The 17,592-nt window shown below is 70.2% G+C and carries 16 protein-coding genes; 10 read left to right on the forward strand and 6 right to left on the reverse strand.

All coding sequences use genetic code 11. The annotated features are described in order from the left end of the window. Positions 1-31: 31 nt before the first annotated feature. From NRY95_10185 to asnS, 4 genes are read right to left on the reverse strand one after another with little or no spacing between them, the layout of a single operon-like run. Positions 32-655 (reverse strand): FMN-binding negative transcriptional regulator, encoded by a 624-nt coding sequence (locus NRY95_10185; protein ID UYC18289.1) that lies wholly within the window; start codon positions 653-655, stop codon positions 32-34. A 7-nt stretch (positions 656-662) separates the two neighbouring features. Next, a complete protein-coding gene (locus NRY95_10190) occupies positions 663-977 on the reverse strand; it encodes a hypothetical protein (GenBank protein UYC18290.1) in 315 nt (104 codons plus the stop codon). Then, positions 974-1,279: a hypothetical protein gene (locus NRY95_10195; GenBank protein UYC18291.1), complete on the reverse strand. Its 306-nt coding sequence runs from the start codon at positions 1,277-1,279 to the stop codon at positions 974-976. The genes NRY95_10190 and NRY95_10195 overlap by 4 nt, the downstream gene beginning before the upstream one ends. Before the next feature lie 22 nt (positions 1,280-1,301). Beyond that, positions 1,302-2,702 (reverse strand): asparagine--tRNA ligase, encoded by a 1,401-nt coding sequence (asnS, locus tag NRY95_10200; GenBank protein UYC18292.1) that lies wholly within the window; start codon positions 2,700-2,702, stop codon positions 1,302-1,304. Positions 2,703-2,843: 141 nt separating this feature from the next. Between asnS and NRY95_10205 the strand changes: the two genes are divergently transcribed. Next, positions 2,844-3,197, forward strand: a complete 354-nt coding sequence (locus NRY95_10205) for an iron-sulfur cluster assembly accessory protein (protein UYC18293.1) — start codon at positions 2,844-2,846, stop codon at positions 3,195-3,197. Positions 3,198-3,212: 15 nt separating this feature from the next. Here NRY95_10205 and NRY95_10210 read toward each other — a convergent pair whose 3' ends face one another. Continuing rightward, positions 3,213-4,001, reverse strand: a complete 789-nt coding sequence (locus NRY95_10210) for a 4'-phosphopantetheinyl transferase superfamily protein (GenBank protein UYC18294.1) — start codon at positions 3,999-4,001, stop codon at positions 3,213-3,215. 413 nt (positions 4,002-4,414) lie between these two features. Here NRY95_10210 and rpsF point away from each other — a divergent pair, with 413 nt between their 5' ends. The 5 genes from rpsF (at position 4,415) to zipA (ending at position 10,205) form a co-directional block, all read left to right on the forward strand. Next, positions 4,415-4,849 carry a 30S ribosomal protein S6 gene (rpsF, locus tag NRY95_10215; protein UYC18295.1) on the forward strand — a complete coding sequence of 145 codons (435 nt, stop codon included), beginning with the start codon at positions 4,415-4,417 and terminating at the stop codon, positions 4,847-4,849. 11 nt (positions 4,850-4,860) lie between these two features. Further along, positions 4,861-5,091, forward strand: coding sequence for a 30S ribosomal protein S18 (gene rpsR, locus NRY95_10220; protein UYC18296.1), 231 nt, complete (start codon positions 4,861-4,863; stop codon positions 5,089-5,091). A gap of 136 nt (positions 5,092-5,227) precedes the next feature. Then, complete coding sequence (rplI, locus tag NRY95_10225) at positions 5,228-5,677, forward strand: 50S ribosomal protein L9 (protein ID UYC18297.1); 450 nt, start codon at positions 5,228-5,230, stop codon at positions 5,675-5,677. A gap of 228 nt (positions 5,678-5,905) precedes the next feature. Further along, the gene (smc, locus tag NRY95_10230) at positions 5,906-9,409 is read left to right on the forward strand and encodes a chromosome segregation protein SMC (GenBank protein ID UYC18298.1); all 3,504 of its coding nucleotides are present in this window, start codon (positions 5,906-5,908) and stop codon (positions 9,407-9,409) included. Between the two features lie 58 nt (positions 9,410-9,467). After that, complete coding sequence (gene zipA, locus NRY95_10235; protein UYC18299.1) at positions 9,468-10,205, forward strand: cell division protein ZipA; 738 nt, start codon at positions 9,468-9,470, stop codon at positions 10,203-10,205. A gap of 185 nt (positions 10,206-10,390) precedes the next feature. Here zipA and NRY95_10240 read toward each other — a convergent pair whose 3' ends face one another. Continuing rightward, positions 10,391-11,515, reverse strand: a complete 1,125-nt coding sequence (locus tag NRY95_10240; protein ID UYC18300.1) for a pyridoxal phosphate-dependent aminotransferase — start codon at positions 11,513-11,515, stop codon at positions 10,391-10,393. Between the two features lie 331 nt (positions 11,516-11,846). On the opposite strand from NRY95_10240, the gene ligA reads away from it, so the two are divergent. The 4 genes from ligA (at position 11,847) to mtnA (ending at position 17,387) form a co-directional block, all read left to right on the forward strand. Next, entirely contained in the window at positions 11,847-14,363 is a 2,517-nt protein-coding gene (gene ligA, locus NRY95_10245; GenBank protein UYC18301.1) for an NAD-dependent DNA ligase LigA, read from the forward strand. 40 nt (positions 14,364-14,403) lie between these two features. Further along, on the forward strand, positions 14,404-15,363 hold the full coding sequence (gene epmA, locus NRY95_10250; protein UYC18302.1) for an EF-P lysine aminoacylase EpmA: 960 nt from the start codon (positions 14,404-14,406) through the stop codon (positions 15,361-15,363). Positions 15,364-15,502: 139 nt separating this feature from the next. Then, positions 15,503-16,210 (forward strand): DUF3011 domain-containing protein, encoded by a 708-nt coding sequence (locus NRY95_10255; protein UYC18303.1) that lies wholly within the window; start codon positions 15,503-15,505, stop codon positions 16,208-16,210. Between the two features lie 112 nt (positions 16,211-16,322). Then, positions 16,323-17,387 (forward strand): S-methyl-5-thioribose-1-phosphate isomerase, encoded by a 1,065-nt coding sequence (gene mtnA / locus NRY95_10260; protein UYC18304.1) that lies wholly within the window; start codon positions 16,323-16,325, stop codon positions 17,385-17,387. Positions 17,388-17,592 lie beyond the last annotated feature (205 nt).

Consider the following 17,592-nt stretch of genomic DNA (forward strand, 5'->3'; position numbering starts at 1 on the left):
CGCCCGCGATCGTGCGCGGACGCAGGCGTCGTCAGCGCCGCTGCAGGCGCTCGCGCATCAGCGCGGCCACCGCCTGCGCGCCAGGATCGGCCTGCGCCTGCAAGGCCTCGCGCACCGCCGTCACGTTCGCGGGCGGGTGGTTCTGGCTCAGTTTGAACTTCAGTTCGACCCGCTCCGGTTCGAAACGGAAGCCGACGATGCCGCGCAGCTGGCGCCGGTGCGCATCGTTGTGCGGCTCGTAGCGCCAGTCGCTGCCGAGCGCGTGCTCGTGGCGTTCACTGAGCCGGGCCACGATGTCGGCCAGCAGCGCTTCGTCGTCGCTGGCCTGCAACCGGCCATGCAGGTGCGCGGTGGCATAGTTCCAGGTCGGTACCCGTGCCATCGCTTCCTTGTCCGGATACCAGCCCGGCGACACGTAGGCCTGCGGGCCGTGCACGATCAGCAGCGCCGGGCCGCGGTGCCGCGATTGCGGATTGGCGCGCGCCCAATGGCCCTCGATCACGATGCGCGTGCCGTCGCGCCGGTACAGCACCGGCAGCGGCGTGGCGCAGGGCAGGCCGTCGGCGACGGTGACCAGGGTGACGAACGGATCGCGCGCGATCAGCGCGTCGAGCGCGCCCAGGTCGGTTTCGGCGAACGCCGGCGGGACGTGCATCGGCGGCTCAGGCGCGCGTGCCCAGGGTCTGGGTCATGCGTCCGCGCAGCGCGGCATCGTTGTCGGCCTGCGGCGGCGCCACTTCGTGCAGCGAGAACCCGCGCGCCAGCGCGTCGTCCTCGTCCAGGCCGTCGAAGGCGACGAACTCGGCGTCGAACAATGCCGCCTGCGCGGTGTCCTCGCTGTCGTAGCTGAGCGTGTTGCCGTCGCTGTCCAGCACCTCGGCGGTGCCGGCGTCGCGCACGCGCAGGCGCGCCCACACCAGGATGCGGCCGAGGCTGGCCAGGTACCACCGATCGGCGGCGGAAGCGTCTGAAGTCATGGAATCACCAGGGAAAGCAGCCAGAGCAGGGCGGCCATGCCCAGGCCGAAGAAGATGGTCAGCAGCGACAGCCAGGCCGGCGTCGCCAGCCCGGACAGCGAGCGGTCGCCGAGCGCACGGTAGCGCCGCGCCAGCAACCAGCCCAACGCCACCGGCTTGAGAAACGCGCCGGGGCCGAATGCGTTCACCAACGGCGGATGCCGATCGCGGATATGCACCAGGGTCAGCGGCCAGAAGATCAGGAACGCACTGACCCCGGCCACGGCCACGCCGACGAAGCACAGCGCGAAGAACAGGATCATGGGGCGGCCTGGTCGCGATGCATCAGAACTCGGCGCTGCCCGGCGCGCGCGGGTAGGGGATCGCGTCGCGGATGTTGCTCAGCCCGCAGATGTAGACCACCAGGCGCTCGAAGCCCAGGCCGAAGCCGGCGTGCGGCACCGTGCCGTAGCGGCGGAAGTCGCGGTACCAGCCGTAGTGCTGCGGATCCAGGCCGAACTGCACCATGCGCGTGTCCAGCACGTCCAGGCGCTCCTCGCGCTGGCTGCCGCCGATGATCTCGCCGATGCCCGGCGCCAGCACGTCCATCGCCGCCACGGTCTTGCCGTCGTCGTTCAGGCGCATGTAGAAGGCCTTGATGTGTTCGGGGTAGTTGGTCACCACCACCGGGCGGCCGACGTGCTGCTCGGTCAGCCAGCGCTCGTGCTCGGTCTGCAGGTCCAGGCCCCATTCCACCGGGAACTCGAAGGTGTGCCCGGATTTCTGCAGCAGCGCGATCGCCTCGCCGTACTCGATGCGCTCGAACGGCGAGTTGACGAACGCCTCCAGCTTGCTGATCGCGGTCTTGTCCACGCGCTCGGCGATGAACGCCAGGTCGTCGCCGCGCTCCTCGAGCACCGCGCGGAACAGGTACTTGAGGAAGTCCTCGGCCACCCGCGCGTCCTCGGCCAGGTCGGCGAAGGCGATTTCCGGCTCGATCATCCAGAACTCGGCCAGGTGCCGGGTGGTGTGGCTGTTCTCGGCGCGGAAGGTCGGGCCGAAGGTGTAGACCTTGCTCAGCGCCAGGCAGTAGGCCTCGACGTTGAGCTGGCCGGACACGGTCAGGAAGGTTTCCTTGCCGAAGAAGTCGCGGCCGAAGTCGACCTGGCCCTTGCCGTCGCGCGGCAGGTTGGCCAGGTCCAGGGTCGACACGCGGAACATCTGTCCGGCGCCTTCGGCGTCGGAGGTGGTGATGATCGGGGTGCTGATCCAGTTGTAGCCGTTCTGGTGGAAATAGCGGTGCACCGCCTGCGCCAGGCAGTTGCGGATGCGGGTCACCGCGCCGAACAGGTTGGTGCGCGGGCGCAGGTGCGCGACCTCGCGCAGGAATTCCAGCGAATGCGCCTTGGGCTGGATCGGATAGGTTTCCGGGTCCTCGACCCAGCCCACCACCTCGATCGCCTCGGCCTGGATCTCGAAGCTCTGGCCCTGGCCCTGCGAGGCGACCAGGCGCCCGCGCGCGATCACCGCGCAGCCGGCGGTCAGCCGCTTCACTTCCGCCTCGTAGTTGGGCAGTTCGGCCGGCGCCACCACCTGGATCGGCGCGAAGCAGGAGCCGTCGCTGACGTTGACGAAGGACAGCCCCGCCTTGGAATCGCGCCGGGTGCGGACCCAGCCGCGTACCGTCACCTCGCCGCCCGCCGGGATCTTCCCGGCCAGCGCATGCTCAACGCTTACCACCGTCATGACTTGAATCCTCGCCGCAGCGACTCGATATGGAACGGGCAAGTGTACTGGCTGAACCGCGGCGCTTGCGAGGCGCGGCGCGCATCCGCCGCCGCGCTTCCTCCCTATAATGACCGTTCGCTGTTCCCGGAGTCGTTCGCCATGGCCATCCATCTCACTCCCGTCGCCTTCGAGCGCGTGCAGCGCTTCGTCGCCCAGACCCCCGGGGCGCTGGGCCTGCGCTTCGGCGTCGAACGCACCGGCTGCTCGGGCTGGGGCCACGTCACCGAGCTGGCGCGCGAAGCGCACCCGGACGATGCGGTGTTCGAGCAGGACGGGGTGCGCATCTACGTCGATGCCGCCAGCCTGCCGCTGGTCGACGGCACCGAGATCGATTTCGCCAGGCAGGGCCTGGGCGAGACCTTCATCTTCCGCAATCCCAACGCCACCGCCGAATGCGGCTGCGGCGAGAGCTTCACCACCGACGCCGAGCATGCGGCGGCCGCCGCGCGCTGAGCGCCGGCGCCGCGCTCACCACGCGTAGTGGGTCAGTACCAGCCGCGGATCCAGGTCCAGCCGCGCGAAGCCGATCTCGCAGACCTGCGCGCCGACGAATTGCGCGCATAGCGTCTCGGTGAGGCGCAGGCGCAGGCGCCGTTCTTCCAGGTCGACCGCGCACAGACGGGCCGCGGCGAAATCGAAATAGCGGCCGACCGCGCCGAACGCGGCCTTGAACAGGCTTTCCTTGGCCGAGAACAGCGCGGTCAGCAGCGCATCGTGTGACCACTGCGCATCGGCCGCGGCGGCCAGCAGCTCGGCTTCTTGCGCATCGATGGCCATGCTCAGCACGGCCTCGCGCGCGGCCGGCGCGAGCAGCCGTTCCAGGTCGATGCCGATGCCATGGGCCCGGCCGGCCGGCAGCGCCACCGCCGCCGCGCAGCCGTCGCTGTGGGAAATGCTGCCCAGGCCGCCGGCCGGCCAGCGTGGCTCGCGCGACGCACCGATCGCGATCTCGGCCTGCGCCTGGGCCGGGCCGAGCGCCTCGCGCAGCGCCAGCCGGGCGGCCAGGCGCCCGAACAGGAACTCCGCCTGGCGCTTGCGCACGCTGCGCGCGACGCTGTCCGGGCAGGCGATCGCCGCCGCGGCGAAGGCCTGCGCGTGGAAGCGCGCGGCATCGAACCCCAGCGCGTACAGCGGCGTGCCGTCGTCCAGCAGGTAGCGGCGGGCGCTGCGCAGGGCGACGGCGACTGCCGGCGGCAGCTCCAGCTGCAGCGGCTGGCCGACGCGCAGGGCGGGGTCGGCGTACGGGGGGGCGATCACGGCGGGTACCTGGACGACGTGCCGCAGGGCCAGGCGCGCGCGGCGCAGCGTTCGGCGCGGCGCAGCCGCCGGGGCAGGGCCGCAGCGGGCAGGGCAGGCGGTCGCGCAGGCAGGCGTGCGGGAACAGGCGTGGCGTCGATGGCTGAGGGCGCGGTCGGTCGGTGGTTCACCCGGCCAGTGTCGCAAAACCGGCGCCGGCGCGGCAGCGGCGGCCCGGACCGCCATATCGTCCGCAACAGGCGGCGCCGGCCCGGCATGGATGTACGGCCGCCACCTTGCGGCGCGGCCCCCGCACTGCCATACTTTCCTGCTTCCTGCGCCCGTCGTGGCGGGAGCCCTTGCCCCACCGCACCCGTTTCGGGCCTCGCGGGGGGCTGTCCGGCCCTTGGGCCACATCCGAAAGGTATAACCACATGAGTCGTCATTACGAAATCGTGTTCCTGGTCCATCCGGACCAGAGCGAGCAGGTCCCGGCCATGATCGAGCGCTACAAGTCGCTGGTCGAGAACGGCAGCGGCACCATCCACCGTCTGGAAGACTGGGGCCGCCGCCAGCTGGCGTACCCGATCCAGAACCTGGTGAAGGCGCACTACGTCATGCTCAACATCGAAGTGGACCAGGCCATCCTCGCCGAACTGGTCGAGAGCTTCCGCTTCAACGACGCCGTGCTGCGCCACCTGGTGATCAAGCGCGACGGCCCGGACACCGAGCAGTCGCTGATCATGAAGAGCAAGGACGAGAAGGGCGACAAGCCCGAGCGCAGCGAGCGCCGTCGCCGCGACGACGAGGAAGGCGATGCGCCTGCCGCCGCCACCGAAACCGACGGCGACGCCGCCGAAGCTGCCTAAGGAGCACTGCCATGTCCAAGTTCTTCCGTCGCCGCAAGTTCTGCAAGTTCACCGCCGAGGGCGTCAAAGAGATCGACTACAAGGATCTCAACACCCTGCGCCAGTACCTCACCGAGAACGGCAAGATCGTGCCGAGCCGCGTGACCGGCACCAAGTCCAAGTACCAGCGCCAGCTGGCCACGGCGGTCAAGCGCTCGCGTTTCCTGGCGCTGATCCCGTACACGGACAACCACGATATTTGACGTGCGTCGGGCGAACAGGGTCTGTCCCATTCCCTGTTCTCCATTCCCGACTCCCGGCAATTCCATTCCCGTCCTATTCGGACAGCACGCGTTGCGTCGGCTGCAAGCCGGCGCTAACGAATAACGGAGCAACACCATGCAACTGATTCTTCTGCAGAAAGTCACCAACCTGGGCGGCCTCGGCGACAAGGTCGACGTCAAGCCGGGCTACGGCCGCAACTTCCTGGTGCCGCAGGGCAAGGCCGTGCCGGCCACCGCCGCCAACATCGCCGAGTTCGAAGCCAAGCGCGCCGAGTACGAAGCCAAGGCGCAGTCGATCCACGCCGACGCCGAGGCCCGTGCGGCCAAGCTGGAAGGCGCCAGCGTGACGGTCAAGGCCAACGCGTCCACCGAAGGCAAGCTGTACGGCTCGGTCGGCCCGCGCGACATCGCCGAGGCGTTCACCTCCGCCGGCCTGCCGCTGGAAAAGGGCGAAGTGGTGCTGGGCGAAGGCGCGTTCCGCAACATCGGCGAGTACGAGGTGCTGGTGCGCCTGCACGCCGACGTCGAGACCACGGTCAAGGTCGTGGTCGAAGCCGAAGCCTGATCCACGGCTTCCATCGCTGTACCGAAACGGGCACCGCAAGGTGCCCGTTTCGTTTGCGGCCTCCGGCCCCGGCACCCGCTGAGGCCGTTATACTCACCGGTTCGTGCCTGTTTCCTGTCCGGCGATCGTAGTCGTATCAAGGGTTTGGAAGCGGGACTTCACCTGGATATTCACTAGCGGCAGCGCGTGCCGGCCTGCCGGCCGCGCCTGCCATGGATTGCCTGCCCCATGCGCCTGTCGACCATCAAGCTGTCCGGCTTCAAGTCCTTCGTCGATCCGACCACGCTGCACCTGCCGACCAACATGACCGGCATCGTCGGTCCGAACGGCTGCGGCAAGTCGAACATCATCGACGCGGTGCGCTGGGTGATGGGCGAAAGCTCGGCCAGCCGCCTGCGTGGCGACTCGCTGACCGACGTGATCTTCTCCGGCTCCTCGGCGCGCAAGCCGGTGTCGCAGGCCACGGTGGAGCTGATCTTCGACAACTCCGACCACACCATTTCCGGCGAGTACGCCGCGTTCAACGAGATCTCGGTCAAGCGCCAGGTCAGCCGCGACGGCAGCAGCAGCTACTCCCTCAACGGCACCAAGTGCCGGCGCCGCGACATCACCGACCTGTTCCTGGGCACCGGCCTGGGCCCGCGCAGCTACTCGATCATCGAGCAGGGCATGATCAGCCAGATCATCGAGGCGCGCCCGGAAGACCTGCGCGTGTACCTGGAAGAGGCCGCCGGCATCTCCAAGTACAAGGAGCGGCGCAAGGAGACCGAGACCCGCATCCGCCATACCCGCGAGAACCTGGAACGCCTGGGCGACCTGCGCGAGGAGATCGGCAAGCAGCTCGAGCACCTCAAGCGTCAGGCGCGCCAGGCCGAGCAGTACCAGGCGCTGCAGGAAGAACGCCGGGTCAAGGATGCGCAGTGGAAGGCGCTGGAATACCGCGGCCTGGACGGTCGCCTGCAGGGCCTGCGCGAGGCGCTGGGCCAGGAAGAGACGCGCCTGCAGCAGTTCATCGCCGAGCAGCGCGACGCCGAGGCGCGGATCGAAACCGGCCGCGTGCGCCGCGAGGAAGCCGCCGACGCCCTGAGCAAGGCCCAGGCCGAGGTCTACCAGGTCGGCAGCACCCTGGCGCGCATCGAGCAGCAGATCCAGCACCAGCGCGACCTGTCGCAGCGCCTGCACAAGGCGCGCGACGAAGCGCAGCTGGCGCTGGCCGAACTCGGCCAGCACATCAGCGGCGACGAGGCCAAGCTGGCGCTGCTGCGCGAGTCGGTGGACATCGCCGGACCGCAGCTGGAGCAGCTGCAGGAAGACAACGAATACAAGCAGGAAGCGCTGCGCGAGGCCGAGGCCAGGCTGGCCGACTGGCAGCAGCGCTGGGAAGCGCACCAGCGCTACACCGCCGAAGCCTCGCGCGCCGGCGAAGTGGAGCGCACCCGCGTCGATTATCTGGACCGGCAATCGCTGGAAGCCGAGCGCCGCCGCGCAGCGCTGGCCGCCGAACGCGCCGGGCTGGACCTGGACGCGCTGGCCGCCGCGTTCGAACAGGTGGAGTTGCAGCACGAGACCCAGCGCGCCGCGCTGGACGGGCTCAACGAACAGGTCGAGACGCGCAAGCAGGCGCTGACCGCGCTGCAGGAACAGCAGCGCGGCGCGCAGGCGGAACTGGCCGAGGTGCGCAAGCAGGCGCAGGCCGCGCGCGGCCGGCTGTCGTCGCTGGAAACCCTGCAGCAGGCCGCGCTCGGCCAGGAGCAGGGCGCCGCGGTGGCGTGGCTGAAGGCGCGCGGGCTGGATTCGGCGGCGCGCGTGGGCGAGCGCATCAGCGTCGAGAGCGGCTGGGAAAACGCGGTCGAAGGCGCGCTCGGGCAATTGATCGAAGGCGTGCTGGTCGATGCGCCGGAGACCCTGGTCGATGCGCTGGGCGAACTCGGCGAAGGCCGCATCGCCCTGGTCGGCAGCGACGAGGAGGCCGGCCACTTCGCGCCGACCTCGCTGGCCGCCAAGGTGCAGGGCCCGATCGCGATCCGCCGGCTGCTGTCGCGGCTGCACGCGGCCGAGGACCTGGCCGCCGCACGCGCCTTGCTGCCGCAGCTGGGCGAGGGCGACTCGGTCATCACCCGCGATGGCGCGCGCCTGGGCGAAGGCTGGCTGCGCGTGTCGCGCTCCGGCGCGGCCAAGCAGGGCGCGTTGCTGCGCGAGCGCGAGATCCAGGCGCTGCGCGGCCAGATCGATGCGCTGCAGGACCGCGAAGCCGAACTGGACCAGCGCCTGGCGAGCCTGCGCGAGCAGTCGCTGGCCGCCGAGCAGCAGCGCGAGGAAGCGCAGCGCCAGCTGTACCAGGCGCACCGCAGCGTGTCCGAACTGGCCGGGCAACTGCAGAGCCAGCAGGGCAAGGTGGACGCCGCGCGCACCCGCATCGAGCGCATCGAGACGGAGATCGCGCAGCTGCTGGAAACGCTGGACAGCAGCCGCGAGCAGGCGCGCGAGGCGCGTTCCAAGCTGGAAGACGCGGTCACCAGCATGGGCGACCTGGAAAGCACCCGGCACACCCTGGAGAGCGAGCGCCGCCAGCTCACCGAAGCGCGCGACCTGGCCCGCGATGCCGCGCGCCGGGTGCGCGAGGCCGCGCATGCGCTGGCCCTGACCCTGGAATCGCAACGCACCCAGATCGCCTCGCTGAGCCAGGCGCTGGAGCGCATGGGCAACCAGCGCGGGCAGCTGGATTCGCGCCTGGGCGAACTCAGCGCGCAGCTGAGCGAAGGCGATTCGCCGGTGCATGCGCTGGAAGCCGAGCACCAGGCGGCCCTCAGCGAACGCGTGCGCACCGACCGCGCGCTCGGCGAGGCGCGCGCGCTGCTGGACGGTATCGACAACGAATTGCGCGGCCTGGAACAGACCCGCCAGCAGCGCGACGAACAGGCCCTGGCGCAGCGCGAGCGGATCGCCCAGCGCCGCCTCGACCAGCAGGCGCTGGTGCTCAGCGCCGAGCAACTGTCGGCGGCCGTGGTCAAGGCCGGCTTCGTGCTCGAGGACGTGATCAACGGCCTGCCCGAACAGGCCGATCCGGCCGAGTGGGAGCAGGCGGTGCAGCAGATCGACGGACGCATGCGCCGCCTGGAGCCGGTCAACCTGGCCGCGATCAGCGAGTACGGCGAGGCCGCGCAGCGCGCCGAATACCTGGAAGCGCAGGACGTCGACCTGAACACCGCGCTGGAAACCCTGGAGGATGCGATCCGCAAGATCGACCGCGAGACCCGCGGCCGCTTCAAGGACACCTTCGACCGCGTCAATTCCGGCGTGCAGGCGCTGTATCCGCGCCTGTTCGGCGGCGGCCACGCCTATCTGGAACTGACCGGCGAAGACCTGCTCGACACCGGCGTGGCGATCATGGCGCGCCCGCCCGGCAAGCGCGTGTCCAGCATCTCGCTGCTGTCCGGCGGCGAGAAGGCGATGACCGCGGTGGCGCTGGTGTTCGCGATCTTCCAGCTCAACCCGGCGCCGTTCTGCCTGCTCGACGAGGTCGATGCGCCGCTGGACGAAGCCAACGTCGGCCGCTTGGCGGCGATGGTCAAGGAAATGAGCGAGAAGGTGCAGTTCCTGTTCGTCAGCCACAACAAGGCCACGATGGAAGCGGCGCACCAGCTCAGCGGCGTGACCATGCGCGAGCCGGGCGTCAGCCGCCTGGTCAGCGTGGACCTCGAGGAAGCCGCGCGTTTGGCGGGCGCGGCCTGACGTGACATGCTAAATACCTTGTCTTCCCCCTACGCACCCCTGCCGGAGTAACCCCCGAATGTCCGACATGGCAATGCTGCGCATCGGCATCCTCGCCGCCGGTCTGTTGCTGATCGCGGCGATCTTCCTGTTCGGCCGCCCGAAGAAACCGACCCAGGGCCGGCGCGTGGAGCCGGCCGACCCGGCCGCGCCGCGCCGCGAGCCCTCGCTCGGCGATGCCGCAGCGCCCGCCGACGGCGACGCGATCGCCGCGCCCGACCAGGACGGCGCCCTCGGCCAACCCGAACTGGGCCTGTCCGCCGCCGAGGCGGCCAACGCCGAACTCGGCAAGCGGCCGAGCCAGGACTTCGACAAGATCGTCTCGCTGTACGTCGCCGCGCGCGCCGGCCAGGTGCTGCGCGGCGAGGACATCGTCGTCGCCGCCGAGAAGACCGGGCTGGTGTTCGGCCATATGAACGTGTTCCACCGCCTGGTCGAAGGCCATCCCGAACGCGGCCCGATCTTCAGCATGGCCAGCATCATGAAACCGGGCAGTTTCGACATGGCCCACATCCGCGAGATGGAGACCCCGGCGATCGCGTTCTTCCTGACCCTGCCGGCGCCGCTGACCGCGCTCGACGCGTGGGAAAAGATGCTGCCGACCGTGCAGCGCATGGGCGAACTGCTCGACGGCGTGGTCCTGGACGACAGCCGCAACGCCCTCGGCCGCCAGCGCATCGCGCACATCCGCGACGAACTGCGCGCCTACGACCGCCAGCATCAGGCGCCGCCGTTGACCAAGGCGCCGCGCTGGTAGGTGTGGGGCCGGGATTGGGGAGTCGGGATTGGGGATTCGTAACAGCGAATCCGCTGCCCCCTCCCTTCTCCCAGTGGGAGAAGGTGCCCCGAAGGGGCGGATGAGGGTACGGGAGCCGATGAGGTAAGCGGCGAAGCCAGCTTTTACGAATCCCCAATCCCGACTCCCCAATCCCGAAGCGCGCGCTATTTGCGCGCTTTCAAGAAGGCATCACGAAACCGCAGCATCTCCGCCTCGGTGCCGACGGTGACGCGCACCAGCTTCGGCCAGATCGGCCAGCTGCGGCCGATCATCACCCCCTGCCTGGCCATCGCCGCAGCGAACGCCTTGCCGTCGCGCTTGACGTCGACCATGAAGCAGTTGGCCTGCGACGGCAGGCACTTGTAGCCCTTGCTCTGCAGCCAGGCGATGGTGTCGTTGCGGATGCGCGCGTTCTCGGCGCGCCGCGCCGGCACCAGTTGCACGTCGCGCAGGCTGGCGATGCCGGCGGCGACCGCGGTGATGGCCACCGGGTTCTCGCCGAAGGCCGCCAGCTTGGTCAGCAGCCCCGGCGAGGCCACCGCCAGGCCCAGGCGCAGCCCGGCCATGCCGTACAGCTTGGAGAAGGTGCGCAGCACCAGCAGGTCCTGGCGCCGGCCGATCAGGTCGACCACCGAACTCTGCTCGCTGTAGTGGATGTAGGCCTCGTCGACCAGCAGCACGCTGGAGGCGGGCTTGTTGGCCAGCAGCCATTCGATGTCGGCGCGCGCGGTGATCGAGCCGGTCGGATTGTTCGGGTTGCACAGGTAGATCAGGCCGGCGTTCGGGTCGGCGCTGGCCATCGCCTTGACGTCGTGCGCGCCGTCGGCGCGCAGCGGCACCCGCCGCACCGGCGCACCGTGCGCGGCGGCGACATCGGCCACCGCTTCGAAGGTCGGATCGGCCACCACCACGCCGGCGCGGGCCGAGGTGAACGCGAGCGCGGCACGGTTCAGCGGCTCGCTGGAGCCGGGATAGACCGCGACGTGGTCGCGCGGCAGCTGCTGCTCGCCGGCGAACAGCGCGATCAGGTCGTTCTGCAGTTCGAACAGGTAGCGGCCGGCGCGCGGCAGGATCGCCTGCGCCGCGTCCAGCGCGGCCGGCGCCGGGCCCAGCGGGCATTCGTTGTAGTTCAGATAGACCGGGCCGGCGGCCGGCGCCACGCCGGGGACCGCGGCGGCCGCCGCCTTGCGCTTTGCCGCCTCCGCCGCGGGCGCCAGGCCCAGCGCGCCGACCGCCAGGCCCGAAGTGGCGAGGGAAAGAAAGGAACGGCGCGAAACCGGTAGCGACACGGGCACTCTCCAGCGAAGGTCAATACGGGGAACGCAAACCTAATGTTTCCTTAACGTCTCGGCAAGTTTTCTGAATCGTGTGCGAACAGGGAATCGGGAAAGGGGAATGGGGAATCGGAAAAGCGCAGCGCCGCGCTCAGAGCCTCCGCTCGAGCCCCTCTTCCCCGGGAGAGGGGTTGGGGTGAGGGTACGTCCGCCGCGCTACCGGTCCCCCATCTTCAGAGCCCCACTCCGAATCCCCAATCCCCAATCCCGGCCTCACCCGCATTTCCCCTTGCCAGGCACGCAGTTACTATCGCCTCCCTCTCCGTCACCAGGTCCCCGGCCGCGCATGACCGCCACGCCCGATCTCCAGCAGCGCGCCGCCGACTTGCGCCAGCGCATCGAAGACGCCAACGATCGCTACTACGTGCACGACGATCCGACGATCACCGATGCCGAGTACGACGCGTTGATGCGCGAGCTGGAGGCGCTGGAAGCCGGGCACCCGCAGCTGGCGCGCGACGACTCGCCGACCCGCACCGTCGGCGCGCGGCCGGACGGCGGCTTCCCGGAAGTGCGCCACGCGATCCCGATGCTGTCGCTGGCCAACGCGTTCGAGACGCCGGGCGTGGCCGACGCTGCCGACGACCGCAGCCGCTTCGCCGAGGTCGCCGATTTCGAGCGGCGCATCGAGCGCGCACTGGACCTGGCCGCGCCGGTGTTCTCGGTCGAGCCGAAGCTGGACGGGCTGGCGATCAGCCTGCGCTACGAGGACGGCGTGTTCGTGCAGGGCGCCACCCGCGGCGACGGCAGCACCGGCGAGGACGTCACCGCCAACCTGCGCCAGGTGCGCTCGGTGCCGTTGAAGCTGCGCGACCTGGGCACGCCGTTTCCGGCGGTGCTCGAGGTGCGCGGCGAGATCTACATGCCGCGCGCGGCGTTCGCCGCCTGGAACGCCAAGGCGCTGGAGCGCAACGAGAAACTGCTCGCCAACCCGCGCAACGGCGCCGCCGGTTCGCTGCGCCAGCTCGACCCTGCGGTCACCCGGCGGCGGCCGCTGGCGTTCTTCGCCTATTCGGTCGGCGAGGTGCGCGGCCTGGAACTGCCCGAGACCCATTCGCAGACCCTGGCCCTGCTGCGCCGCTATGGCTTCCCGGTGGCGCCGGAAGTGGCGACGGCGACCGGCTTCGACGGCCTGATCGCGTATTTCCGCCACATCGGCGCCAGGCGCGACGCGCTGCCGTACGACATCGACGGCGTGGTCTACAAGCTCGACGACTACGACCAGCAGGCGGCGATGGGCTTCGTCTCGCGCGCGCCGCGCTGGGCGCTGGCGCACAAGTTCCCGGCGCAGGAACAGTCCACCTTGCTGCGCGCGATCGAAGTGCAGATCGGCCGCACCGGCGCGGTCACGCCGGTGGCGCGGCTGGAACCGGTGCAGGTCGCCGGCGTCACCGTCACCAACGCGACCTTGCACAACGCCGACCAGATCGCGCGGCTGGACGCGCGCGAAGGCGACACGGTGATCGTGCGCCGCGCCGGCGACGTGATTCCCGAAGTGGTGCGGGTCATCGAAGAGCGCCGCCCGGCCGGCACGCTGCCGTGGACGATGCCGGCCACGTGCCCGGTGTGCGGCTCGGAGCTGGTCAAGGAAGAGGACGCGGTGGCCTGGCGCTGCAGCGGCGGCCTGGCCTGCGCGGCGCAGCGCAAGGAGGCCGTGCGCCATTTCGCCTCGCGCCGGGCCATGGACATCGAGGGCCTGGGCGATCGCCAGGCCGATGCCCTGGTCGAGTTCGGTTTCGTGCATTCGCTGGCCGACCTGTACGCGCTGAGCGTGGAAGACCTGGTGCGGATGAAGGCGGCGCTGGACGCGGCGACGGCGGCCGACCTGGCACTGGCCGTGGCCGACAGCAAGGGCGCGCTGACGCTCGATGCGCAAGCGCAGGCGTTGCTGGCGCAGGAATCGCCGGACTGGACGCGCGCTGAATTCCTGCGTGCGCACCTGAGCGTGGACCTCACTGGCAAGCTGGCGACGAAATGGGCGGAGAACCTGGTCGCCGGCATCGCCGCCAGCCGTGACACCACGTTGCCGCGTTTCCTGTTCGCGCTGGGCATCCCGCACCTGGGCGAGACCACCGCCAGGGCGCTCGCGCACTGGCTGGGATCGCTGGACTTCGTGCGCACCACGCCGGCGGTGCTGCTGCAGGCCTTGCCCGACATCGGTGGCGAGGTCGCGCGTTCGATCGCGACGTTCTTCGAGCAGCCCGGCAACGCGGCAGTGGTCGATGCGCTGATCGAGGCGGGCATCCGTTTCGCCGACGAGGGCAGGCCGCCGGCGGAACTGCGCGAGCGGCTCGACCTGGCGCACCTGCTGACCACGCTGCCGGTGGACAAGCTCGGCGGCAAGAGCGCGCAGCGGCTGGCCGCGACCTACGGCACGCTCGATGCGCTGCTGCGCGCCAACGAAAGCGGTTGGACCGGCGCCGGGCTGTCGGCGGCGGGCGCGGCCAATCTCGCCGCCTATCTGGCCGATGACGCGCGACTGCAGGCGTTGCGCGCCGCCGACGCGGCGATGCGGCGCCTGCTCGACGCCGCGCCGGCGCAGGCCGCGCGCCGCGCCGCGCCGCTGGACGGGCAGACCGTGGTGCTGACTGGCACCCTGCAGCAACTCAGCCGCGATGCGGCCAAGGCGCGGTTGGAAGCGCTGGGCGCGAAGGTCGCCGGCAGCGTGTCGAAGAAGACCAGCTTCGTCGTGGCCGGTGCCGAGGCCGGTTCCAAGCTGGACAAGGCGCAGGAACTGGGTGTGGCGGTGTGGGACGAGGCGCAGTTGCTGGCCTTGCTCGGCGAGCACGAGGGGCAGGGGTGAGCCGGCTTCCGGGCGCGACGCACCCGATCGGATCGCTGCGATGAGCGAGGCCGTGGACATCGCCGCGCTGCGCCTGCGCGCCGCGCTCAACGCGCGCATCCGCGCCTTCTTCGCCGCGCGCGACGTGCTCGAGGTGGAGACGCCGATGCTGTCGGCGGCCGGCAACACCGAGCCGAATATCGACAGTTTCCAGACCCTTTTCAGCGGTCATGTCGATGCCGGCCCGACGCTGCGCTGGCTGCGCACCTCGCCCGAGTACCCGCTCAAACGCCTGCTGGCCACCGGCGTCGGCGACTGCTACGAACTCGGGCGGGTGTTCCGCAACGGCGAGGCCGGCGGCCGCCACAATCCCGAGTTCACCATGCTCGAGTGGTACCGGGTCGGCTGGCATCATCTGCAGCTGGTGGACGAGACCGTGGCGCTGGTGCGCGAGGCGCTGGCGCTGGTCGCGCGCACGGCGACGCTGCAGGTCGTCACCTATCGGCAACTGTTCCTGGATACGCTGGGCATCGATCCATTGCTGGCGCCGCTCGATGCGCTGCAGCAGCCGTTGCGCGACATCCGCATCGACGCTGCAGGGCTGACCCGCGACGACTGGCTCGACCTGCTGATGACCCATCGCCTGCAGGCGGCGTTTCCGGGCGACCGCCTCACCGTGGTCCACGACTGGCCGGCCACGCAGTGCGCGCTGGCGCGCGTCCGCGACGAACAACCGCCGGTGGCCGAACGCTTCGAACTGTACCTGGGCAGCTACGAGCTGGCCAACGGCTACCACGAACTCAACGACGCGGCCGAACAGCGCCGCCGCTTCCTGCGCGATCACGCGCTGCGCCGCGAGCGCGGCGCGCAGTTGCCGCCGCTGGACGAGCGTTTGCTGCAGGCCTTGCCGGCGCTGCCCGATTGCGCCGGCGTCGCCGTCGGCGTGGATCGCCTGCTGATGGCGATGCGCGGCACCGCGTCGATCGGCGATGTGCTCGCCTACGATTTCGCGCGAGCCTGAACTGCGCGGCGTTCATGTAGCATTTTCTTGCTTTGTCGACATCGATGATGGTTTGATCCAGCCCAGCATGCGGTCGATGCGCGTTATCGGTGGAGTGGTCTTCGTTGTTCAGGTTCTACGCATAGGGGCAGAGCCAAGCATGAAGTGGTCGTACGGGCTCGGTGGCTGGTGTTGGCTGGGGTTGGCGGTATCGGCGTGTCCGGCGAAGGCGCTTGCGCAGGCGCCGGACGGCTATGACGCCGCGGTGGTGCGTTGCGAATCGCGCGACATGAGTTGGGTGCATTGCCCGATGCCGACCGAGCAGGGTGTGGAACTGGTCCGGCAATTGTCCGACAACGACTGTATCCGCGGCAGCGAATGGGGCTCGGACGGCACCGGGGTGTGGGTGACGCTCGGCTGCCGCGCCGAATTCCGTTCCAATCCGCCCGAACCCACGCGCAGCGCGATGCGCCGCGTGCTGCGCTGCGAATCCGACGGCCGGGTCGAGAGCTGCCCGGTGATGCTGCGCGGCGCGCCGGTGCGGCTGATGCGCCAGCTGTCCTCGGTGCCGTGCCGCGAGGAGCGCAGCTGGGGCGTGCGCCGCAACGAGATCTGGGTGTCGCGCGGCTGCCGCGGCGAGTTCGAGATCGGCGCCAGCGACGGGTCCGGCTTCCCGGCCGGCCCGCGTCCGGTGCTGTGCGAATCCAAGGGCCGATCGCGGCGCCGCTGCGGGGTCAGCATCCACAACAGCGTGCAGCTGCGCCGGCAGCTGTCCGGCACCGCCTGCGTGCAGGACGACAGCTGGGGCTGGGACCGCGACGGCATCTGGGTGGACAAGGGCTGCCGCGCGGAATTCAGCGTCAACTGAGCGCGCTTCCTTGCCGACGTTGTGCCGGACGATTGGCGTTCATGGCCACCGCCGCGCCGCTTCTGCGAATCCCCAATCCCCAATCCCCAATCCCCGCCGTTAAAATAGCCGGATGAACGCCGACCTCGATATCGATTACGCCCGCTACGACCATATCCGCCCGATCCTGTGGACCGGCGAGGCGCTGCAGCTGCTGGACCAGCGCAAGCTGCCGTTCGTGGTCGAGCACCTGCAGTGCAGCGACAGCGACCAGGTCGCCGCGGCGATCCACACGCTGGCGGTACGCGGCGCGCCGGCGATCGGCATCGCCGCCGGCTGGGGCGTGGTGCTGGCCGCGCGCGACGTGCAGGCCGACGACGGCGCGCAGGCGCTGGCCAAGCTGGAACCGGCGCTGCAGCGGCTCAATGCGGCGCGGCCGACCGCGGTGAACCTGGCCTGGGCGCTGACGCGCATGCGCAAGGCGCTGGTCGCGGCAGGTTCCGACTGGCGCGAGGCGATCGCGCGCCAGGCACAGGCCATTGCCGAGGAAGACCTGGCCGCCAACCGCCACATGGGCGCGCTCGGCGCGGGCCTGATCGCGCCCGGCAGCGGCGTGCTGACCCATTGCAACACCGGATCGCTGGCCACCGCCGGCTTCGGCACCGCGCTGGGCGTGATCCGCGCCGGCATGGCCCAGGGCCGCATCGCCAAGGTGTTCGCCGGCGAGACCCGGCCGTGGTTGCAGGGCGCGCGGCTGACCGTGTGGGAACTGCAGCAGGACGGCATCGACGCGACCCTGATCGCCGATTCGGCCGCGGCGCACCTGATGAAGACCGGTGCGGTGCAGTGGGTGATCGTCGGCGCCGACCGCATCTGCGCCAATGGCGACACCGCCAACAAGATCGGCACCTACCAGCTGGCGATCGCCGCACGCCACCACGGCATCGGGTTCATGGTGGTGGCGCCGTCGTCCACCGTGGACATGGACACCGCCGACGGCGCGCAGATCGAGATCGAGCAGCGTGACCCGGGCGAGCTGTTCGGGGTGGGCGGGGTGCGTACCGTGGCCGAGGGCATCGCCGCCTGGAACCCGGTGTTCGACGTGACCCCGGCCGCGCTGATCGATGCCATCGTCACCGAACGCGGGGTGATCGAACGGCCGGATCCCGAGCGCATGCGCGCCGCGTTCGGCGGCTGAGCCGCGGCAACCGCGGCAGACCCCCTGCACGGCCCCGCAAACGCACGCAAGTGCTTGTTCGGGCCGGTAAAACCGGGCATTCGCGCGCCTGTCATGATAGAATCCGGCGGTTCGATCGACCGCTGCGCGCCGTAGAGTTTCGGTGCCGGCAGGCCCGCTTGCCGCGGGCCGGCGTCCTGGTCGATTAGCCACCAGACTTACGGAA

Origin of the sequence: Xanthomonas campestris pv. phormiicola (assembly GCA_025666215.1) — a bacterium.
In the GTDB taxonomy this organism is placed as follows: domain Bacteria; phylum Pseudomonadota; class Gammaproteobacteria; order Xanthomonadales; family Xanthomonadaceae; genus Xanthomonas_A; species Xanthomonas_A campestris_A.

What these genes read in the sequence shown, in the direction of transcription:
- NRY95_10255 (UYC18303.1), top strand. Translation starts at nt 15,503, where the DNA reads ATGAAGTGGTCGTACGGGCTCGGTGGCTGGTGTTGGCTGGGGTTGGCG.
- ligA (UYC18301.1), top strand. Translation starts at nt 11,847, where the DNA reads ATGACCGCCACGCCCGATCTCCAGCAGCGCGCCGCCGACTTGCGCCAG.
- smc (UYC18298.1), top strand. Translation starts at nt 5,906, where the DNA reads ATGCGCCTGTCGACCATCAAGCTGTCCGGCTTCAAGTCCTTCGTCGAT.
- rpsR (UYC18296.1), top strand. Translation starts at nt 4,861, where the DNA reads ATGTCCAAGTTCTTCCGTCGCCGCAAGTTCTGCAAGTTCACCGCCGAG.
- NRY95_10190 (UYC18290.1), bottom strand. Translation starts at nt 977, where the DNA reads ATGACTTCAGACGCTTCCGCCGCCGATCGGTGGTACCTGGCCAGCCTC.
- rpsF (UYC18295.1), top strand. Translation starts at nt 4,415, where the DNA reads ATGAGTCGTCATTACGAAATCGTGTTCCTGGTCCATCCGGACCAGAGC.
- mtnA (UYC18304.1), top strand. Translation starts at nt 16,323, where the DNA reads ATGAACGCCGACCTCGATATCGATTACGCCCGCTACGACCATATCCGC.
- NRY95_10205 (UYC18293.1), top strand. Translation starts at nt 2,844, where the DNA reads ATGGCCATCCATCTCACTCCCGTCGCCTTCGAGCGCGTGCAGCGCTTC.
- NRY95_10185 (UYC18289.1), bottom strand. Translation starts at nt 655, where the DNA reads ATGCACGTCCCGCCGGCGTTCGCCGAAACCGACCTGGGCGCGCTCGAC.
- rplI (UYC18297.1), top strand. Translation starts at nt 5,228, where the DNA reads ATGCAACTGATTCTTCTGCAGAAAGTCACCAACCTGGGCGGCCTCGGC.
- zipA (UYC18299.1), top strand. Translation starts at nt 9,468, where the DNA reads ATGTCCGACATGGCAATGCTGCGCATCGGCATCCTCGCCGCCGGTCTG.
- NRY95_10195 (UYC18291.1), bottom strand. Translation starts at nt 1,279, where the DNA reads ATGATCCTGTTCTTCGCGCTGTGCTTCGTCGGCGTGGCCGTGGCCGGG.
- epmA (UYC18302.1), top strand. Translation starts at nt 14,404, where the DNA reads ATGAGCGAGGCCGTGGACATCGCCGCGCTGCGCCTGCGCGCCGCGCTC.
- asnS (UYC18292.1), bottom strand. Translation starts at nt 2,702, where the DNA reads ATGACGGTGGTAAGCGTTGAGCATGCGCTGGCCGGGAAGATCCCGGCG.